Raw genomic sequence first — 19,598 nt, forward strand, 5'->3', positions numbered from 1 at the left:
TGACAGAAGGGGCCGGGCCCCTTAAAGGACGCACGCATGTTCGATCTCGATTCCTATCTCGCCCGTATCGCTCTGCCCTCGCGCGTGACCGTCGACGCCGAAGGGCTGGGGCGGCTGCAATGGGCGCATCGCCAGGCGATCCCGTTCGAGAATATCGATGTCCGGCTGGGTCGCGCCATCGCCATCGACAGCGCCGGAGTCTTTGCCAAGCTGGTGACGGCCAAGCGCGGCGGCTATTGCTTCGAGCAGAACCGCCTGTTCCTCGACGCACTGGCGGCGCATGGCTTCCATGCGCGGCCGCTGCTCGCGCGGGTCTGGCTGGCGGCGACCGACGTGCCGCCGACGACCCACACGCTTAGCCTCGTCCATATCGAGGGGCAGGACTGGATCGCCGATGCGGGCTTCGGGGGCAGCTATCTGCCGTCCATGCCGTTGGTCGAAGGGGCCGAGGCGACCGCGCCCGACGGCGCGCTGTTCCGGCTGGACCGCGATCCGCAGCATGGCTGGATGGTGCTGCGCAACGGTCATCCCGGCCTGACCGATGGCCGCGCGACGGGCGAGGGGTGGCAGCCCCAGTACAGCTTCACCACCGACCATGTGTGGGACGCCGACCTGGCGCTGGCCAATCACTGGACCTCGACCGCGCCGGAGAGCCGTTTCCGTCAGGCGACGATCGTCAGCATCGTTCTGCCGCGCGGCTTCGCGGCCCTGACCGACCGGCATTATCGCCGTCGCGTGGGGGAGGATGAAACCGCCGCGACGATCACCGACCCGCGGGTCTATCGGATGCGGTTGAGCCTGATGTTCGGCATCGACCTGAGCAGCGAAGACGCGGGTACGCTGTTCAGCGAATAACTGATTCGTTCTTGGGCCGTCATGATCCGGCATCCGGATCGGGTTAGACAGATTATTGCTTGATCCATGTTAGTTGTCGGCTGGCGGGTGGTGCCCATGTACCGCCCGCTCAGGTGACGGCCAGATGACGGCTGCCCTCGTGATTCCGCTAATATGCAAGGCATTGCTCGTGGCAAACGGGCCATGGTGCAGCCATTCCCCATTTCCGTCATATGTCTTGTATATTTAAGTCGGATTTTACCATTGCGCGATACACCCCCGAATGAACTTGGGGGACATAAGAGATGATCGGGTGCGATGAGCCCCGGCTGGGACTGAGGGGGTTCAGCCGAGCGATTCCACTCGCAGGCCGTGATGTACACGGCCCAGTCGGCGTTGATGCGTATTTCGTGAAATATTGATGGGGCCGCAGGGCGATCCTGCGTGTCCGAACCTTTGACCTGAAGGAAAGATCATGTCGATCACCATGGTGATGGCAAGCGAGGATGTGTGCCTGCCGACCATCGGCGCTTTGGCCGAAGATTTGAAGAACGCGATCGCCCCTGACGCGACCGTCCGGCTGGACCTGTCCGGCGCCGCCTCACCGGACCTTAGCGTCATCCAACTCGTCCAGGCGGCGCGTGTCCATGCGGCGGCGGCGGGGTGCGATTTCGCGCTGTCGGCGCCTGCCGACGCGACGCTTCACGCCCTGTTGACCCGCGCGGCCTTCCTGCCCGCCTCGGTCGACGACACCCAATTCTGGCTTCACGGAGATACCGCCCAATGACCGCTTCCATCCTGACCGTCGACGACAGCGCGAGCCTGCGTATGGCGATCCGCATCGCCCTGACCGGCGCGGGCTATACGGTGACGGAAGCCGCCGATGGCGCCGAGGGCCTGGCCAAGGCGACCGGGACCCGGTTCGACCTGATCGTTACCGACCTGAACATGCCCAATATGGACGGTCTGGAGATGATCCGCGCGCTGCGCCAGCAGCCCGCCCAGGCGGGCGTGCCGATCATCTTCCTGACCACCGAGTCCGATGACTCGATGAAGGCGCAGGCCAAGGCAGCGGGCGCGACCGGCTGGCTGGTGAAGCCCTTCCAGCCCGAACAGCTGATCCGCGTCGCCCAGAAGGTCCTTGCGCGATGAGCGGCGAAGATCCGACAGCCGCCTTTCGGATCGAGGCGGGCGAGCTTCTGGAGCAGGTCGAACAGGGCCTGCTCGACCTGGGGCACCGGCTGGACGACATGAACCTCGTCAACGCCGTGTTCCGTGGCCTTCACACGCTGAAGGGCTCGGGCGCGATGTTCGGCTTCGATGCGCTGGCCGCCTTTACCCATCACTGCGAGAGCGCGTTCGACCGCGTGCGCAAGGGCGATGTCCGTGCGACGCCGGACCTGGTGTCGGTGATCCTGTCGGCGGCGGACCATATGCGCGCGCTGGTCGATGGCGACGCGCCCGCCGCCCATGGTCAGGCGATCCTGGACCGGCTGGCGACGGCAGTCGACGCGGCCGCCGGTATCTCGGCCCCCGTGGCCGCGCCTGCCCCGCGCAAGCAGGGCTGGATCCTGTCCTTCCGCCTGCCGCCCGACGCGATGGCCAATGGCACGAGCCCGCTGGCGCTGCTCGACGAACTGCGCGAGCTGGGTGAGGCGACCATCGTCGCGACCTTCGACAAGCTACCGGCGCTGGACGATCTCAACCCCGGTCATTGCTTTGTCGGCTGGGACTGCACGCTGATCGGCGACATTTCGCGCGAGGCGATCGAGGACGTGTTTCTGTTCGTCATGGACGATATGGACATCACCATCGCCCCGCTGGCGGTCGAAGAGGCCGGGGAAGCGGACGTGGCGGCGGCCCCCGAACAGGCGCCGGTCGTCGTCGATGCGCCGGTGGCGGCCAACGACATCACGCCGCGCGCTGCCTCGGCCAACCGGGCGCAGGGCGAGCATGTCCGCGTGCCCGCCGAGCGTCTCGACGAGCTGATGGACCGGGTCGGCGAACTCGTGATCGCACAGAGCCGTCTGTCGCAGCTGGCCGGGCATGGCCACGACCTCAGCCTGCGGTCGGTCTCCGAAGAGATCGAGCGTCTGGCGGGCGAGATGCGCGACACGATGATGATCCTTCGCATGGTGCCGGTGTCGACGCTGTTCGGCCGTTTCCGCCGCCTGATCCACGATCTGGCCAACGAAACCGGCAAGGCGATCGAGCTGGTGACCGAAGGCGAGACGACCGAGGTCGACAAGACCGTCATCGAGCGCCTGTTCGATCCGCTGGTCCACATCATCCGCAACAGCTGCGACCATGGCCTCGAAAAGGCCGAGGACCGTATCGCGGCGGGCAAGTCGGCCAACGGCGTCATCCGGCTGAGCGCGCATCAGGCGGGCGGCGAAGTCCTGATCACCATCACCGATGACTGGCGCGGCATCGATGTCGAGCGCGTCCGCGCCAAGGCGGAGGCCAATGGCCTGATCCAGCCGGGCCAGGTGGTCAGCGAGGACGAACTGCTGGGCCTGATCTTCCACCCCGGCTTCTCGACCGCGGCGCAGGTCACGAACCTGTCGGGCCGGGGCGTCGGCATGGATGTGGTCAAGCGCACGATCGAAAGCCTGCGCGGCTCGATCGACGTGAAGAGCGTGTCCGGCCAGGGCTCGACCATCACGCTGCGCATCCCGCTCACGCTGGCGATCATCGAGGGGCTGCTCGTCCGCGTGGGCGAGGGACGCTATGTCATCCCGCTCGCGGCGGTCGAGGAATGCCTGGAGCTGTCGCTGGAGGAGGATTTGCGCTCGCGCGGGCGCAGCATCATCACGCTGCGCGAACGCCTGGTGCCCTTCCTGCGGTTGCGCGACCTGTTCGAGACCGGGACCAAGCCCGACACCTATCAGAAGATCGTGGTGGTCGGCACGGGGGCGGAGCGCGTCGGACTGGTCGTCGACCAGATCGTCGGCAACCACCAGACGGTCATCAAGGCCATGTCGCCCCTGCACCGCAACGTCGCGGCCTTTGCGGGCGCGACCATCCTGGGCGACGGTTCGGTCGCCCTGATCCTCGACATCGCCCAGCTCATCGCGATGAGCCAGCCCAGGGAGGAGCGGCGTCTGGCCGCTGGATAAGCCCATGCCCTATCACAAAGTACCCAATTGGACGCCCGAGAACGGCCTGGAGGTCCTGACCTTCGGCCTGGGCGGCGAGACCTTCGCGCTGGAGGCGGGCATCGTCCGCGAAATCCTGGACATGATGCCGGTGACGATGGTGCCGGGCGCCGATCCGCTCGCCGCCTCGGTGATCAACTTTCGCGGCCGCATCGTGCCGCTGGCCGATCTGCGCGGCTCGTTCGGGATGGAGGCGCATGCCAACACCGCCGACAGCCGGATCATCGTGATCGAGCTGGACGTGAACGGCGACCCCTTTCTGATCGGCCTGACCGCCGACCGGGTGAACGAGGTCACGGTGCTGCACGCGGGGGATGCCGAGGAGGCGCCGGTCATCGGCATGCGCTGGCCACGCGACCATGTCCGCTGCCTGGTGCGGCGCGAGGGCGACCTCGTGGTGTTGCCGGACCTGACGGCGCTGTTCGCCCGCCTCACCAGCGACGCCGAGACCACCATCCACTGACCCCTAACACAGAGAGCGTCGGACGCCTTTCAGGCCATGAGCATGCGATAGCATTTCGTATCGACGCCTCTGCAAAACGGATCGGACCGCACTGCACCGGGTCGGGTTATTTATCATGGCCATCCCGGTGCAGCCCCCCGGCGGGGAAATTCCCGCCCCGGGAGCGACCGTGTCGCATTTCGCGGGACCGCCCCGGCACGATGCCGAATGGCGAGATCGCCGCCGACGCCCGCGTATTGGGCAGTATTCCTGACATTCCCGCCGGACCCTTGTCCGGCCTGTACGACCATTCATCGGGCGTCCGACAGCGTGTCGGCGTTTCACACCACCATCGATATTTTCGGGGAGGATCCTGATCATGCGAGCCACGATAAAAATGAAGCTGGGCGCGACATTCGCGCTGATCGTCTGCCTTCTGCTGGCGGTCGTCGGCGTCGGCGTGATGAAGATGAGCGCGCTGAACACCGCGATCACCGACGTCATCTCCGGTCCGTCGAAGCGACTGGAAATCGCGCTCAGCGTCAACGAGCGGATGAACCGGGTGCTGCGGTTCGAAAAGAACATGGCACTGACGGATGATAATGCGCTGACCCGGAAGTTCGATGCCGAGGTCCTGAAGTCGCGCAACGAAACGCGCGAGCTGATCGCCGCCGGTCTGGCCATCTCCACGACGGAGGGCAAGCCGCGTTGGATGCAGGTCCAGTCGCTGTTTGACCAGTATGTGCCGATCAACGATCAGATCCGCACCTTGGCGCTGGCCAACGGCAATGCCGAAGCCGGACGGATTTCGGTCACCAAGTCGCGCGAAGTCGCGGGCCAGATCAGCGGCCAGATCGACCAGATCGTCGGCCTCGCCAAGGACGCGATGAAGCAGGCCGATGCCGATACCAGCGCCCAATATGCCAATGCCCGCAATGTCCTGTTCGCCACGGCGGCACTGGCGCTGCTGGTCGCAGTCGGCGGTGCGCTGTGGATTTCGCGTCTCGTGTCGCAGGGGCTGAACAAGGTTTCGGCGGCGATCGACGCGGTGGCGATCGGCGATCTGTCGCAGGACGTGGCCGTCACCTCGAATGACGAGATCAAGGACCTGGTCGACACGGTCAACCGCATGACCGCCAACCTGCGCGAGAGTGCGCAGCTGGCCGACACGATCGCGGGCGGCGACCTGACCGTCCAGCATCAGCCGCTGTCGGACAAGGACGTGCTGGGCCATGCCCTGGTGTCGATGGTCGAGCGTCTGCGCGGTGTCGTGGGCGATGCGACCCAGGCGGCGCAGAATGTCGCGGCGGGCAGCCAGCAGCTGTCGTCGTCTTCGGAACAGGTGAGCCAGGGCGCGACCGAACAGGCCGCCGCTGCCGAGGAAGCCTCTGCGTCGATGGAGCAGATGGCCGCCAACATCAAACAGAATGCCGACAATGCGACCCAGACCGAGAAGATCGCCCGCCAGTCCTCGCAGGATGCCGAGGTGAGTGGTCAGGCCGTGCAGAAGGCCGTGGTCGCCATGCGCACCATCGCCGAAAAGATCGGCATCGTGCAGGAAATCGCGCGCCAGACCGATCTGCTGGCGCTGAACGCGGCGGTCGAGGCGGCCCGTGCAGGCGAACATGGTCGCGGCTTTGCGGTGGTTGCCGCCGAGGTCCGCAAGCTCGCCGAGCGCAGCCAGTCGGCGGCGGCAGAGATCAGCGGCATGTCGTCGGATACCGTCGGTGCCGCGACCCAGGCGGGCGAGATGCTCATCAAGCTGGTGCCCGACATCCGCCGCACCGCCGAACTGGTCGCCGAGATCAGCGCGGCGTGCCGCGAACAGGATATCGGTGCGGTCCAGATCAACGAAGCGATCCAGCAGCTCGACAAGGTGACGCAGCAGAACGCATCGGCCTCCGAGCAGATTTCCTCGACCTCCGAAGAACTCGCCAGCCAGGCCGAGGAGCTTCAGGAAAGCATCGCCTATTTCCGGGTCGAAGCCGGTGGCAATCGCAGCCGCGGCAAGGCGGCGGTCCGCAAGCCGCTCGCCCGTCCGGCGGCCAAGTCCGGCAAGTCGGGCAATGCGCCCCGCGCGGGCTCGGTCGCCGATCAGCAGGCCCGGGTGCGCGGCTTCGCGCTGGACCTGACCAATGGCGGCCCGGATGGCGAGGATGCCGAATTCGGGCGTGCCGCCTGAGCCAAGACGATCGGGGGCGGGCGCTGCTCCGCCCCCTGACAGCCGGGATATTCGCGAACATCCCGCCGCTTCGTAGGCCCCAGGCAGGCGAACCGTACGACGCGCTGGTCAACCCTTTAGGACAAGAACATGCTGGGTTCCTTCAATCACCTGTCGATGTCGAAAAAGCTCACCCTCTGCCTTGGCGCGATCATCGCGATCATGGTGGGGGTTGACGGCGTTATCCTGTCCAATGCCGGACAGGTGAAGGCGACGACCGAAATCAACGAACATACCTATCAGGTCATCGCCACCGCCGACGGCATCGTCTCCAGCATGGTCAATCAGGAAACCGGCTATCGCGGTTATCTCGTATCGGGGAACGAACAGTTCCTGGCGCCCTATCACAAGGGATGGACCGATTTCGCCCATGCGTGGGGCGACGTCCGAGACCTGACCAACGACAATCCGGTGCAGCAAGGACGACTGGACGAGATCAAGCGGCTCGCCGAAAGCTGGCATAATGACGTGGCCGAAAAGGCCATCCGCCTGATGGCGCATCCCGAAACCCGCGAGGCCGGGCGCGCGCTGGAAAGCAGTGGCGCGGGCAAGCAGGCGATGGACCAGCTGCGCCAGCGGGTGGGCGAGCTGATCGCGACCGAAAAGGGTCTGCTGGCGCAGCGGCAGGCGGCGCAGCATCAGTCCTTCTCGTCCATCACGCTCGCCATCTGGATCGGCATGGCGGCCAGCGTGCTGGCCGCGATCGGCATCGGGGTGCTGATGACCCGCACGATCGCGCGGCCCATGTCGCGGCTGACCCAGGCGCTGGCGCGTCTGGCCGAACCGCTGGCGACCGAGCGCCGCGACGAGATCGGGCGGATGCAGGGCAGTGTCGGCGCGGTCGAAGGCGCGTTCGACCAGATTTCGACCGTGCTGACCGCCGTGTCGAAGGGCGATACCGGCGTCGGCATGAACCAGCGTTTCGGCGGCCTGACCGATCAGCTGTCCGCCAATCTGGACGCGCTGCGCACCAGCTTCGAGGGCATGGCGAAGATCGCCGAAGAGATTGCGGGCGGCAATCTGAACGTCCAGACCCAGGCATTGTCGGACAAGGACAAGCTGGGCCAGGCGCTGGTGTCGATGGTCGATCGCCTGCGCGGCGTCGTCGGCGATGCGACCCAGGCAGCGCATAATGTGGCCAGCGGCAGCCACGAACTGTCCTCGTCGTCGGAACAGGTGAGCCAGGGCGCCACCGAACAGGCGGCAGCGGCCGAGGAAGCCTCCGCCGCGATGGAGGAGATGGCGGCCAACATCAAACAGAATGCCGACAATGCGACGCAGACCGAGAAGATCGCGCGCCAATCCTCGCAGGATGCGGAGAATAGCGGCGTGGCGGTGCAGAAGGCGGTGATCGCGATGCGGACCATCGCCGAAAAGATCGGCATCGTGCAGGAAATCGCGCGCCAGACCGACCTGCTGGCCCTGAACGCCGCCGTCGAGGCGGCGCGGGCCGGGGAACATGGTCGCGGCTTTGCGGTGGTTGCCGCCGAGGTCCGCAAGCTGGCCGAGCGCAGCCAGTCGGCGGCGGCGGAAATCAGCGGCATGTCGACCGACACGGTCGATGCCGCGACCCAGGCGGGCGAGATGCTGACCAAGCTGGTCCCCGACATCCGCCGCACCGCCGAACTGGTCGCCGAGATCAGCGCCGCCTGCCGCGAGCAGGACATCGGCGCGGTCCAGATCAACGAGGCGATCCAGCAGCTCGACAAGGTGACGCAGCAGAACGCCACCGCCTCCGAGCAGATTTCGTCCACCTCCGAAGAACTGGCCAGCCAGGCGACGGAGCTTCAGGAAAGCATCGCCTATTTTCAGATCGATGGCGTGGGACGTGCCGTCATCCGGCATACGGCCAGCCGTCCGGCCCAGGCCAGATCGAAGCAGGCTGCGCGCCGCAACGGTTCGATCGCCGACCAGCAGGCCCGCGCGCATGGCTTCGCGCTCGACCTGAGCAATGGCGGCCCGGACGGCGAAGACGCCGCGTTCGGACGCGCGGCATGAGCGGCGCGGCCGATATCCAGGTCGTGGTCTTCGGACTGGGCGATGAAGAATTCGCGCTGCCCGTCACCACGGTCCGTGAAATCCTCGACCACCGTACCGCATACCGGGTGCCGCACGCCCCCGACTGGCTCCTGGGGCTGACCGATGTGCGTGGCGATTCCGTGCCGATGGTCGACCTGCGGGTTCGTTTGGGGATGCCCCCGGTCGAACCGACGCTGACCACACGGATTCTGGTCGTCGATGTGGCGGGCGCGCAGGGCCAGCCGCTGGCGCTGGGCATGGTCGTCGACCGGGTGCTCGATGTTTCGACCTTCGCGGCCGAATCGGTCGAGGGCGCGCCCGACCTGGGCGGTCGCTGGCGGTCCGAGCAGATCGAGGCGATCCTGCGGCGGGGGGCGGGCTTCGTCGCGCTGCTCGATCCGGTGCGCCTGTTCGGCGCGGCCGACCTCGACGTCACCCGTGCGGCTGCGATTGCCGCCTGATTCAGGCTCTCAGCATAGAATAGGAGAGAGGACTATCATGCGTTTCCATGCTTCGTTGAAAGACACCTCGCATGTCGACGTCGCCACGACGGAGATCGGCCGGCTCCAGCGGGCCTTTGCCCAGGGGCGGGTCGGCGAGCGGGCCGACCTGTCGGGCGCGACCGGCAAGGCACGCGAGATGCTCGTCGCGGTCAACGAACTGCTCGAAACCGCCGCCATCCCCGCCACCGCCTTCAACCGGCGGCTGGCGCATGTCGCCGCCGAGCATGAGCGCGGTGACATCGACGTGGTGCTGCCGGTCGAGGAGTTTTCCGGCGACCTGGCCGTTGCGGCGCGGACCGTCAACGAACTGGTCGCCAGCCATATCGCGGTCAAGAAACAGGCGATGGCCTGTGTGGCCGCGCTGGCGCAGGGCGATTTCGAGGCGCCGCTGGCGCGACTGCCGGGCAAGAAGGCCTTCATCAACGACACGATCGAGCAGCTTCGCGGCAATCTGAAGGGCCTGATCGCCGAGATGAACACCATGTCGGCCGAGCATGATCGCGGCGACATCGACGTGTTCGTGCCGGTCGACAAGTTCCAGGGCGATTTCGGCGTCATGGCCCGCCGCCTGAACGAGATGGTCGCCAACCACATCGCCGCCAAGAAGATGGCGATGGCCTGTATCAAGCAGTTCGGCGAGGGCGATTTCAATGCGCCGATGCAGCAACTGCCCGGCAAGAAGGCGTTCATCAACGACACGATCGAATTGCTGCGCGCCAATTTCCAGGCGATCATCGGCGAGATCCAGCGCCTGATCGCGGCCTCGACGGCGGGCAAGCTGAGCGAGCGTGGCGACGCGACCCGCTTCCCCGGCGACTTTGCCGGGCTGGTGAGCGGGATCAACGGGATGCTCGACGCGATCCTGCTGCCGATCGGCGAGGGCAATCGCGTGCTGAACCTGGTCAGCACCGGCTCGCTGCTCGAACGCGTGGAGATCGAGTGCGAGGGCGATCACCGCCGCATGAAGGATGCGATCAACAATCTGGTCGACAACCTCACCCAGTTCGCGAGCAATGTCGCGGGGGCGGCCGATCAGGTCGCCAGCGGTAGCCAGCAACTGTCGTCCTCGTCCGAACAGGTGTCGGAAGGCGCGACCGAGCAGGCCGCCGCCGCCGAGGAAGCCTCTGCCTCGATGGAGCAGATGGCCGCCAACATCAAACAGAATGCCGACAATGCGACGCAGACCGAGAAGATCGCGCGCCAGTCGTCGCAGGACGCCGAACAGAGCGGTGCCGCCGTGCAGAAGGCCGTGACCGCGATGCGCACCATCGCCGAGAAGATCGGCATCGTCCAGGAAATCGCGCGCCAGACCGACCTGCTGGCGCTGAACGCGGCGGTCGAGGCGGCCCGTGCGGGCGAACATGGTCGCGGCTTTGCGGTGGTGGCCGCCGAAGTCCGCAAGCTGGCCGAGCGCAGCCAGACGGCGGCGGCGGAGATCAGCGGCATGTCGTCGGACACCGTGTCGGCCGCGACGCAGGCGGGCGAGATGCTGACCAAGCTGGTGCCCGACATCCGCCGCACCGCCGAACTGGTCGCCGAGATCAGCGCGGCATGTCGCGAACAGGATATCGGTGCGGTCCAGATCAACGAGGCGATCCAGCAGCTCGACAAGGTGACGCAGCAGAACGCCTCGGCTTCCGAGCAGATTTCCTCGACCTCGGGGGAACTCGCCAGCCAGGCCGAGGAGCTTCAGCACAGCATCGCCTTTTTCCAGGTCGCCGAAAACGCACGACCGGCGGTGCGCAAGCCTGTCACCCGCCAGTCGGTCGCCAGGACGCGCAAGGCTGCGGTGCAGGCAGGTTCGATCGGGCATCAGCAGGCGCGGGTGCGCGGCTTCGCCCTCGACCTGAACGAGGGTGGGCCGGACGGGGAAGATGCCGAGTTCGGCCACGCGGCATGACCCGTGCGTGGTGCTTGCGAAGTGCCGGGGGGCCTTCGCCAGCACCACGGTCATGACGCTGATATCATCGTCCTGAACCAATAATTCATCAATTTCTGCCTATGATCCGCTCAGTTTCGGCGGGTGGTTTCATAGCATCCGAAGTGTCGGGTTTCATAGCGGGGTGGCATATGCGAGTTACGATCAAGGCCAAGCTGGCAGGTACATTTGCGATTGTCTTGTTACTTCTGGCGGTTGTCGTCGGAGTCGGGGTTTCGAAGGTTAACGCGTTGAATGTGATGATCGCGCAAATCATCGACGGACCGGCCCAGCGTATCAAGCTGTCGTTGACCGCCGATGGCGATATCGGTCGCGCCATCCGCGCCGAAAAGAACATGATGCTGACGGAAGATGTTGCGCAAAAGCGCAACTTCGACGGCGGCTTCGCCCAATATGACGCCAAGATTCTGGAAAGCCTGAACAGTGGCCTGAAGATCGCCACCGAACAGGGGCGGCCGGTCTGGACCAAAGCGCTGGAGGAATGGCGCGCATACAAGACGATCAGCGACCGTGCGCGCTCGCTGGCGATGCAGAACCACAATGCCGAGGCATCGACCGTTTCGATGACCGAGGGTCGCGTCGTGGCCGTGCGCCTCACCGACACGCTGACCAAGCTGGCGGAGATCACGCAGGGGCAGATGGTCAAGGCCAAGGCCGATTCCGCCATCCTCTATGCGTCGGCGCGAACCACGCTGATGGCGACGGCGATCGTCGCGTTCCTGATCGCGATCGGCGGCGCCCTGTGGGTCGCGTTGCTGGTGTCCAAGGGGCTGCGCAAGATCGGCGAAGCCGTGTCCGCCGTCGCCGATGGCGACCTGAGCAACGAGGTGGACGTTGCCAGCAATGACGAGATCAAGGACTTGGTCGACACCGTCAACCGGATGACCGTCCGCCTGCGCGAAACGATCGGCCAGACCACGCAAGCGGCTCACAATGTCGCGGCGGGCAGCCAACAGCTGTCGTCCTCGTCGGAACAGGTGAGCCAGGGCGCGACCGAACAGGCCGCCGCCGCCGAGGAAGCCTCTGCCTCGATGGAGCAGATGGCCGCCAACATCAAACAGAATGCCGACAACGCGACGCAGACCGAGAAGATCGCGCGCCAGTCGTCGCAGGACGCCGAACAGAGCGGTGCCGCCGTGCAGAAGGCCGTGGTCGCGATGCGCACCATCGCGGAGAAGATCGGCATCGTCCAGGAAATCGCGCGCCAGACCGACCTGCTGGCGTTGAACGCGGCGGTCGAGGCCGCCCGTGCGGGCGAACATGGTCGCGGCTTTGCGGTGGTTGCCGCCGAGGTCCGCAAGCTGGCCGAGCGCAGCCAGACGGCGGCGGCGGAAATCAGCGGCATGTCGTCGGATACCGTCGGTGCCGCGACCCAGGCGGGCGAGATGCTCATCAAGCTGGTTCCCGACATCCGCCGTACCGCCGAACTGGTCGCCGAGATCAGCGCGGCGTGCCGGGAACAGGATATCGGTGCGGTCCAGATCAACGAGGCGATCCAGCAGCTCGACAAGGTGACGCAGCAGAACGCCTCGGCGTCCGAGCAGATTTCCTCGACCTCCGAAGAACTCGCCAGCCAGGCCGAGGAGCTTCAGGAAAGCATCGCCTATTTCCGGGTCGACGGACAGGGTGCGCAGATCCGCTCGGTGCGCCGCGTCGCGCCGCGTCCCACCAAGGCCAAGCCCAAGGCGGCTCCGGCACGCAGCGGTTCGGTCGCCGATCAGCAGGCCCGGGTGCGCGGTTTCGCGCTGGACCTGACCAATGGCGGCCCCGACGGCGAAGACGCCGCGTTCGGACGCGCGGCATGAGCGGGGCATCCGACATCCAGGTCGTGGTCTTCGGGCTGGGCGACGAAGAATTCGCACTGCCGGTGACGACGGTCCGCGAAATCCTGGACCACCGTAACGCCTATCGGGTGCCCCATGCACCCGACTGGTTCCTGGGCCTGACCGATGTGCGCGGCGACTCCGTGCCGATGGTCGACCTGCGGGTTCGCCTGGGCATGCCCCCGGTCGATCCGACGCTGACCACCCGCGTTCTGGTGGTCGACGTGGCGGGGGGCGAGGGCAAGCCGCTGGCGCTGGGGATGGTCGTCGACCGGGTACTCGACGTCGCGACCTTCCCGGCCGAATCGGTCGAGAGCGCGCCAGACCTGGGCGGTCGCTGGCGGTCCGAGCAGATCGAGGCGATCCTGCGGCGAGGTGCGGGCTTCGTCGCACTGCTCGACCCGGCGCGCCTGTTCGGCGCGGACGGTGCCGAGGCCGCCCTGGCCGATCTCGGCATGGCGGCGTGATCCCATTGCTTTTCGGCCGCCCGGCGCGGCGGCCGACCCCTTCCTCTCGCTTCCGACAGGAGCCGTTCCTTTGAGCAGTCTGGCCCGCGCGGCATCGGCATCGCCCGACGCGCTACAGCGTCGCGATTTCGATCGCATCTCCGCCTATGTCTACAAGGAGTGCGGGATTCGCCTGCCGCCCGCCAAGATGACGATGATCGAGGGGCGCCTGCGCCGCCGCGTGCGCGCGACGGGGCTGAGCAGCCTGGGCGATTATTGCGCCTGGGTGTTCCAGGCCGATCATCTGGAGGGCGAGCGCGAGCATCTGCTGAACGCGGTCACGACCAACAAGACCGACTTCTTCCGCGAACCCAAGCATTTCGACTATCTGATGGGCACGGTCATGCCGCGCCTGCGCGACGAGGGGCAGCGCCGGGTCCGCGTGTGGAGCTCGGCCTGCTCGACCGGCGCGGAGCCCTATACGCTGGCGATGCTGCTCGACGCCTTTGCCGCCGACAGGGGCGGCCCCGACTTCGGTATCCTGGCGACCGATCTGGACAGCGAAGTGCTGCGCACCGCGCGTCGGGGCATCTATGCGGCCGCGATGCTCGATCCGGTGCCGACGGCCTTGCGCAAACGCTATGTCATGAGCGCCAGCGATCCCAAGCGCGACGAGATGCGCATCGTGCCCGCGCTGCGTTCGTCGATCGGCTTTGCCCAGATGAATCTGATGGACGAGCGCTATCCGGTGGGTGATCCGATGGACATCATCTTCTGTCGCAACGTCCTGATCTATTTCGACAAGCCGACCCAGGAAAAGGTCGTGCGCCGTCTGGCCGAATGCCTGCGCCCCGGCGGCTGGATGTTCCTGGGCCATTCCGAATCGATCACGGGTTTCGACCTTCCCCTGAAGACGGTGTCCAACACCGTGTTCCAACGGATCTGACGGCCATGAGCAAAGTCCGCGTGCTGGTGATCGACGACAGCGCCAGCGTCCGCCAGGCGATGACCGCGATCCTGTCCGCCGATCCCGATATCCAGGTGATCGCCGCCGCCGCCGATCCCTTCGCCGCCGCGCGCTATATCCATGAGGAGGTGCCCGATGTCATCACGCTGGACGTCGAGATGCCGCGCATGGACGGCATCACTTTCCTGCGCAAGCTGATGGCGCAGCGCCCGCTGCCCGTGGTGATGTGCTCCTCGCTGGTCGAGGAAGGCTCGGAAACGCTGCTCCAGGCGCTGGAGGCCGGGGCGGTCGACGTCATCCTGAAGCCGCGCGTGGGGGTCGCCGACCACCTGAACGAAGCGCATATGATGATCCGCGAGACGGTGAAGGGTGCGGCCAAGGCGCGGCTTGGCGCACGGCGCTCCCAGGTCAAGCTGAACCCGGCGCAGAAACTGACGGCCGATGCCGTCCTGCCGCCGCCGACCGGCCGCGCGATGAGCCGCACGACCGAGATGGTGGTGTGCATCGGCGCCTCGACCGGCGGCACGGAGGCGCTGCGCGAGGTGCTGGAGGCGCTGCCCGCCAATTCGCCGGGCATCGTCATCGTCCAGCATATGCCGGAGAGCTTCACCCGCGCCTTTGCCAAGCGGCTCGACGGGCTGTGCCAGGTCGACGTCAAGGAGGCCGAGGACGGCGACACGGTGATGCGCGGCCGCGTGCTGATCGCGCCGGGCGGGCTGCGCCACACCATGCTGGAGCGGCAGGGCGCGCGCTATGTCGTGTCGGTGCGCGAGGGGCCGCTGGTCTCGCGCCATCGCCCCTCGGTCGATGTGCTGTTCCGTTCGGCGGCGCGCAACGCGGGCTCCAACGCGGTCGGCATCATCCTGACCGGCATGGGCGACGACGGCGCGCGTGGCCTGCTGGAGATGAAGCAGGCGGGCGCCCGCACCTTTGCGCAGGACGAGGCGACCTCAGTCGTGTTCGGCATGCCCAAGGAAGCGATCGCGCGCGGCGCCCATGACAAGATCATCCCGCTGGGCAGCGTCGCACGCGAACTGCTCCACGCCACGGCACGCTAAGAAGGAACGACACATGTTTGTGGCACGGATCGATACCGACAATGCGGCTCCGCTGGCTGGCGACCTGCCGACCTCGCCCGCCATTTCCTTCGCGACACTGGCGGAGCAGGTGCAGGACCGGATGGGCGGCCTGGAGGATGCCTTTCGCGAAACCGGCGAGACGCTGGCCACCGCGATCGGCACGATCGACGGCATGGCGGACGGGCTGACGACCATTCGCCAGGCCCTGTCGCACGACACCGCCGGAGTGGCGGTCTCCCGGCTGCGCGACGTCGCCTATCGCCTGATCACCCTGCCGATCATCCAAAAGCGGCGCGCGATCGAGGTCGAGACGCTGACCGGCCGCACCCGCGAGCTTCGCGGCCTGCTGAACGAGGTCAGCACCATACTGAAGCTGCTCGGCATCTATGGGATGAACATCAAGATCGCCTCGTCGGGCGAGGCGGCGTTCTTCAACTTCGTCGTCGGCATGGACGAGAAGCTGACCACCGGCCGCCAGGAACTGCGCCAGATCGAGCGGCAGCTGGACCAGTTCGGCCGGGTGGTGGGCGACGTGCAGCAGGCCGACCGCCTGCTCGCCACCGAATGCGACCGCGCCGGGGCCGCCGTGCCCGCCGAGCTGACCGCCAATGCCAATGCGCTGCAGGATCATATCGAATCGGTGATGCGCATGACCGACGAGGTCGGCGGCATCGTGCGCACCGTACAGGGCGAGGTCGCGCGCATCCTGGGCGCGATCCAGATCGGCGACAGCGTGCGCCAGCGCGCCGAACATGCCATCGCCATGCTGCGCCGGGTCGCGATGGACGATGCGCCGGGCGGCATGCCGGAAGGGGCCAAGGCGCATATGGCCCGGCTGATCTCCGCTCAGCTGAACGCGATGGCCGACGAGTTCGGGCGGGAGATCGCCTCGATCGTCACCTCGCTGGAACGGCTGGCGCCGCTGGCGGATCACTTGCGCGAGCTGCTGGGGTCGCAGGGCGGCGCGGACGGACAGCTGCTGTTCCGGTTGGAACATGGCATCTCCTCGCTGGGCAATGTCACCGACCAGCTGTGCGATGCCGATGGCCATCTGGCCGAGCTGACCGGCTTTGTCAGCCGCACGCTGGCCGACCTGACCGACGGGCTGAGCCGCATCCGCCACATCGCCGTGAATGTGCAGGATATCTCGACCAACACCCAGCTGCTGTGCCGTCGCCACGGCACGCTGGGCCGCGCGGTGGCGGTGATCGCCAAGGAAGTCGCCCCCTGCGCCAGCCGCCTCGACCAGTTGAGCGTGGCGGTCGGTTCGCTGATCGGCGTGCTCAGCGGGATCGATCTGGTCCAGCAGGACAACACGCACAGCGAGAATGGCGACACGCGCGGCGCGCTTCAGGAAGCGCTGGCGGTCGTGCGGCGCGCCTGCGAAAGCTCGGCAGGGGCCATGGTCAAGGGTGGCGGGGATGCCGAGCGGATCGTCGCCTCTCTCCAGGCGAGCGCCGGGGATCTGGGCGAGCAGCATGATTTCGTACAGACGCTGTGCACCGTCGCTCTGGAGCTGACCCGCTACGCCGATCGGGTCGCGCCCGAAACCCCGAACGGCACCGAAATGACCGCGGCGGACGAGGCCGTGCTGGCGGACATGCTGCCCTGGGCGGCAAGCCTCTATACCATGGCGTCCGAACGTCTGATCCATGCGGCCTATCTGCTGCCCGGCATGGAGCCGGTCGCGACGGTGACGGCGGCGGTGACGTTCGACGATGATGATGACGGGCTGTTCTGATCCCGATTGCACGGCGCTTTAGCCGCCTTGCATGAAGTTCATCCCCGGGGTGCGAAGCCATTCGCACCCCGGATCGTTTCGCTCTTGCAGCATGACGGGCACCGGCCCCGTCCACAGCAAGGGAAAGACGAACCATGGCCGAGACGATCGCCGATCTTTTGAACCGCACGCTGGTCGAGGCGGGCGTCGAGCGGATCTGGGGCGTGACGGGCGACAGCCTGAACGCGTTCAACGACTCGCTCCGCAAGTCGGGCAAGATCCAATGGATGCATGTCCGCAACGAGGAAGCGGGCGCCTTTGCGGCGGGGGCGGAAGCGGCGGCGACCGACAGGCTGGCGGTCTGCGCGGGCAGCTGCGGGCCGGGCAATCTCCATCTGATCAACGGACTGTTCGACTGCCACCGCAACCATGTGCCGGTGCTGGCGATCGCGGCGCATATCCCGTCGAGCGAGATCGGCCTGAACTATTTCCAGGAAACCCATCCCACCGAGCTGTTCCGCGAATGCAGCCATTTCTGCGAGATGGTGCAGGACCCGCGCCAGATGCCCGAACTGCTCCACCGCGCGATCCGCACCGCCATCGGCAAGCGCGGCGTGGCGGTGCTGGTCATCCCCGGCGATGTCGCGCTGAAGCCCGCGCCCGAGACGCGCAGCGTCGCCTTTCCGCCGCTGGCCACGCCGCGCCTCGTGCCGCCGCAGGCGGAGCTGGGCAAGATCGCCGACCTGCTCAACGAATCGAAGGCGGTGACGCTGCTGTGCGGCGCGGGCACGGCGGGGGCCCATGCCGAGGTCGTGGCGCTGGCCGAAGCGTTGAAGGCCCCGATCGTCCATGCATACCGGGGCAAGGAATGGATCGAATACGACAACCCCTATGATGTCGGCATGACCGGGCTGATCGGCTTTTCGTCGGGCTATCACGCGATGATGGAGTGCGACACGCTGCTGATGCTGGGCACCGATTTCCCCTATCGCAACTTCTATCCCGAAAAGGCGAAGGTGGTGCAGGTCGATCGCGACCCGGGCGCATTGGGGCGGCGGGTGCCGCTGGACCTGGGCGTGGTGGGCGACGTGGCCGAGGTGGCGCGCGGCCTGATCCCGCTGATCGCGGGCGAGCGCGACGGGCGTTTCCTGGACAAGGCGCGGGCGCATTACCGCGACGCGCGCAAGGGGCTGGACGACCTCGCCACCCCGCGAGACGGCGACAAGCCGCTGCATCCGCAATTCGTCGCGCGCACCATCGACCGGCTCGCCGATGAGGATGCCGTCTTCACTGCCGATGTCGGCACGCCCGCCGTCTGGGCGGCGCGCTATCTGACGATGAACGGTCGGCGTCGGATCATCGGCTCTTTCAACCACGGATCGATGGCCAATGCCCTGCCGCAGGCGCTGGGCGTGCAGGGGGCCTATCCGGGGCGGCAGGTCGTGTCGATGTCGGGGGACGGCGGACTGACCATGTTGATGGGCGACATGCTGACCGCCGTGCAGATGAAGCTGCCGGTCAAGATCGTAGTCTTCAACAATTCGACGCTCGGCTTCGTCGCGCTGGAGCAGAAGGCGGCGGGCTATGTCGACGACAATGTGTCGCTCCAGAACCCGGACTTCGGCGCGATCGCGCGCGAGATGGGCTATTTCGGGGTGCGCGTCACCCGTTCTGACGCGCTGGAGGGCGCGTTGCGCGAAGCGTTCGCGCATGACGGCCCGGCACTGGTCGATGTCGTGACCGAGACGCAGGAACTGATCATGCCGCCCAAGATCCAGGCCGAGCAGATCAAGGGGTTCAGCCTCTATGCCGCGCGCGCGGTCCTGAGCGGGCGTGGCGACGAGGTGTTGGAACTGGCGCGGGCCAATCTCTTCCGGTGACGCCGCCGCCGCTCCTGCGCGACTGGGTGACGGCGCATGTGTCGCGCGAGGAGACGGTGCGCACCATCGCCTTCGTCGCGCGCTGTACCGGCGCAGCGGTGCTGGCGCTCAGCATCGCCGACCGGCTGCACCTCGACCATCCGGTCTGGGCTAGCGTCTCCGCGCTCGTCGTCTCGCAGGACCGGCTGGGCGACACGCATCGCTCGCTCACCTGGCGGATCGTCGCGACGCTGATCGGGGTGGCGGTGGCGCTGCTCGTCGCCTTTGCCATGCCCGATGCCGGGGCGGTCGCGATGCTGGCGGTGGCGGTCGGAGTCACCGCCGCCATTGCGCGGATTCGCACCGAATTGCGGGTGTGCATGTGGACCTCGGTCATCGTCCTGCTGACCGTGCCGCCGGGGGGCACGATCCTGACCGCCGCGCTGGCGCGGGCGCAGGAAGTCATGCTGGGCGTCGCGATCGGGGCGATCCTGCACTGGGGCTTCGAGCGATTGCTGTTCCGCCGAACCGGCTGAACCAGGCCTAACCTGTCGGACAAATAAACCAGATCGATCGGCCTCCAACAAC

At 66.8% G+C, this 19,598-nt stretch carries 16 protein-coding genes; all 16 read left to right on the forward strand.

Annotation, left to right across the window (positions count from 1 at the left end; genetic code table 11):
- The first annotated feature begins 36 nt into the window (after window positions 1-36).
- Window positions 37-855, forward strand: a complete 819-nt coding sequence (locus GGQ89_RS01005) for an arylamine N-acetyltransferase family protein (RefSeq protein ID WP_184103363.1) — start codon at window positions 37-39, stop codon at window positions 853-855.
- Window positions 856-1,309: 454 nt separating this feature from the next.
- On the forward strand, window positions 1,310-1,621 hold the full coding sequence (locus GGQ89_RS01010; protein WP_056431953.1) for an STAS domain-containing protein: 312 nt from the start codon (window positions 1,310-1,312) through the stop codon (window positions 1,619-1,621).
- On the forward strand, window positions 1,618-1,986 hold the full coding sequence (locus tag GGQ89_RS01015) for a response regulator (RefSeq protein WP_056431950.1): 369 nt from the start codon (window positions 1,618-1,620) through the stop codon (window positions 1,984-1,986). The genes GGQ89_RS01010 and GGQ89_RS01015 overlap by 4 nt, the downstream gene beginning before the upstream one ends.
- Window positions 1,983-3,953 (forward strand): chemotaxis protein CheA, encoded by a 1,971-nt coding sequence (locus tag GGQ89_RS01020; protein WP_184103367.1) that lies wholly within the window; start codon window positions 1,983-1,985, stop codon window positions 3,951-3,953. The genes GGQ89_RS01015 and GGQ89_RS01020 overlap by 4 nt, the downstream gene beginning before the upstream one ends.
- A 4-nt stretch (window positions 3,954-3,957) precedes the next feature.
- On the forward strand, window positions 3,958-4,455 hold the full coding sequence (locus GGQ89_RS01025) for a chemotaxis protein CheW (protein ID WP_056431945.1): 498 nt from the start codon (window positions 3,958-3,960) through the stop codon (window positions 4,453-4,455).
- Between the two features lie 358 nt (window positions 4,456-4,813).
- Window positions 4,814-6,616: a methyl-accepting chemotaxis protein gene (locus GGQ89_RS01030; RefSeq protein WP_184103370.1), complete on the forward strand. Its 1,803-nt coding sequence runs from the start codon at window positions 4,814-4,816 to the stop codon at window positions 6,614-6,616.
- Between the two features lie 129 nt (window positions 6,617-6,745).
- Window positions 6,746-8,653 (forward strand): methyl-accepting chemotaxis protein, encoded by a 1,908-nt coding sequence (locus tag GGQ89_RS01035; RefSeq protein ID WP_184103373.1) that lies wholly within the window; start codon window positions 6,746-6,748, stop codon window positions 8,651-8,653.
- On the forward strand, window positions 8,650-9,135 hold the full coding sequence (locus tag GGQ89_RS01040; protein ID WP_056431210.1) for a chemotaxis protein CheW: 486 nt from the start codon (window positions 8,650-8,652) through the stop codon (window positions 9,133-9,135). Before GGQ89_RS01035 ends, GGQ89_RS01040 begins: the two co-directional genes overlap by 4 nt.
- A gap of 37 nt (window positions 9,136-9,172) precedes the next feature.
- Window positions 9,173-11,077: a methyl-accepting chemotaxis protein gene (locus GGQ89_RS01045; protein ID WP_184103375.1), complete on the forward strand. Its 1,905-nt coding sequence runs from the start codon at window positions 9,173-9,175 to the stop codon at window positions 11,075-11,077.
- Between the two features lie 170 nt (window positions 11,078-11,247).
- Window positions 11,248-12,921 carry a methyl-accepting chemotaxis protein gene (locus GGQ89_RS01050; protein ID WP_184103378.1) on the forward strand — a complete coding sequence of 558 codons (1,674 nt, stop codon included), beginning with the start codon at window positions 11,248-11,250 and terminating at the stop codon, window positions 12,919-12,921.
- The gene (locus tag GGQ89_RS01055; protein ID WP_184103381.1) at window positions 12,918-13,406 is read left to right on the forward strand and encodes a chemotaxis protein CheW; all 489 of its coding nucleotides are present in this window, start codon (window positions 12,918-12,920) and stop codon (window positions 13,404-13,406) included. Before GGQ89_RS01050 ends, GGQ89_RS01055 begins: the two co-directional genes overlap by 4 nt.
- Window positions 13,407-13,476: 70 nt before the next feature.
- Window positions 13,477-14,331: a CheR family methyltransferase gene (locus GGQ89_RS01060; protein ID WP_076714771.1), complete on the forward strand. Its 855-nt coding sequence runs from the start codon at window positions 13,477-13,479 to the stop codon at window positions 14,329-14,331.
- 5 nt (window positions 14,332-14,336) lie between these two features.
- Window positions 14,337-15,410 carry a protein-glutamate methylesterase/protein-glutamine glutaminase gene (locus GGQ89_RS01065; protein ID WP_056431193.1) on the forward strand — a complete coding sequence of 358 codons (1,074 nt, stop codon included), beginning with the start codon at window positions 14,337-14,339 and terminating at the stop codon, window positions 15,408-15,410.
- A 13-nt stretch (window positions 15,411-15,423) separates the two neighbouring features.
- On the forward strand, window positions 15,424-17,172 hold the full coding sequence (locus GGQ89_RS01070) for a hypothetical protein (protein WP_184103384.1): 1,749 nt from the start codon (window positions 15,424-15,426) through the stop codon (window positions 17,170-17,172).
- Window positions 17,173-17,306: 134 nt separating this feature from the next.
- Window positions 17,307-19,031, forward strand: coding sequence for a ubiquinone-dependent pyruvate dehydrogenase (gene poxB / locus GGQ89_RS01075; RefSeq protein WP_184103387.1), 1,725 nt, complete (start codon window positions 17,307-17,309; stop codon window positions 19,029-19,031).
- Entirely contained in the window at window positions 19,028-19,546 is a 519-nt protein-coding gene (locus GGQ89_RS01080; RefSeq protein WP_056431185.1) for an FUSC family protein, read from the forward strand. The genes poxB and GGQ89_RS01080 overlap by 4 nt, the downstream gene beginning before the upstream one ends.
- The last annotated feature ends 52 nt before the right edge of the window (window positions 19,547-19,598 follow it).

The sequence above is a fragment of the Sphingomonas yabuuchiae genome, assembly GCF_014199595.1.
Taxonomy (GTDB): Bacteria; Pseudomonadota; Alphaproteobacteria; order Sphingomonadales; family Sphingomonadaceae; genus Sphingomonas; species Sphingomonas yabuuchiae.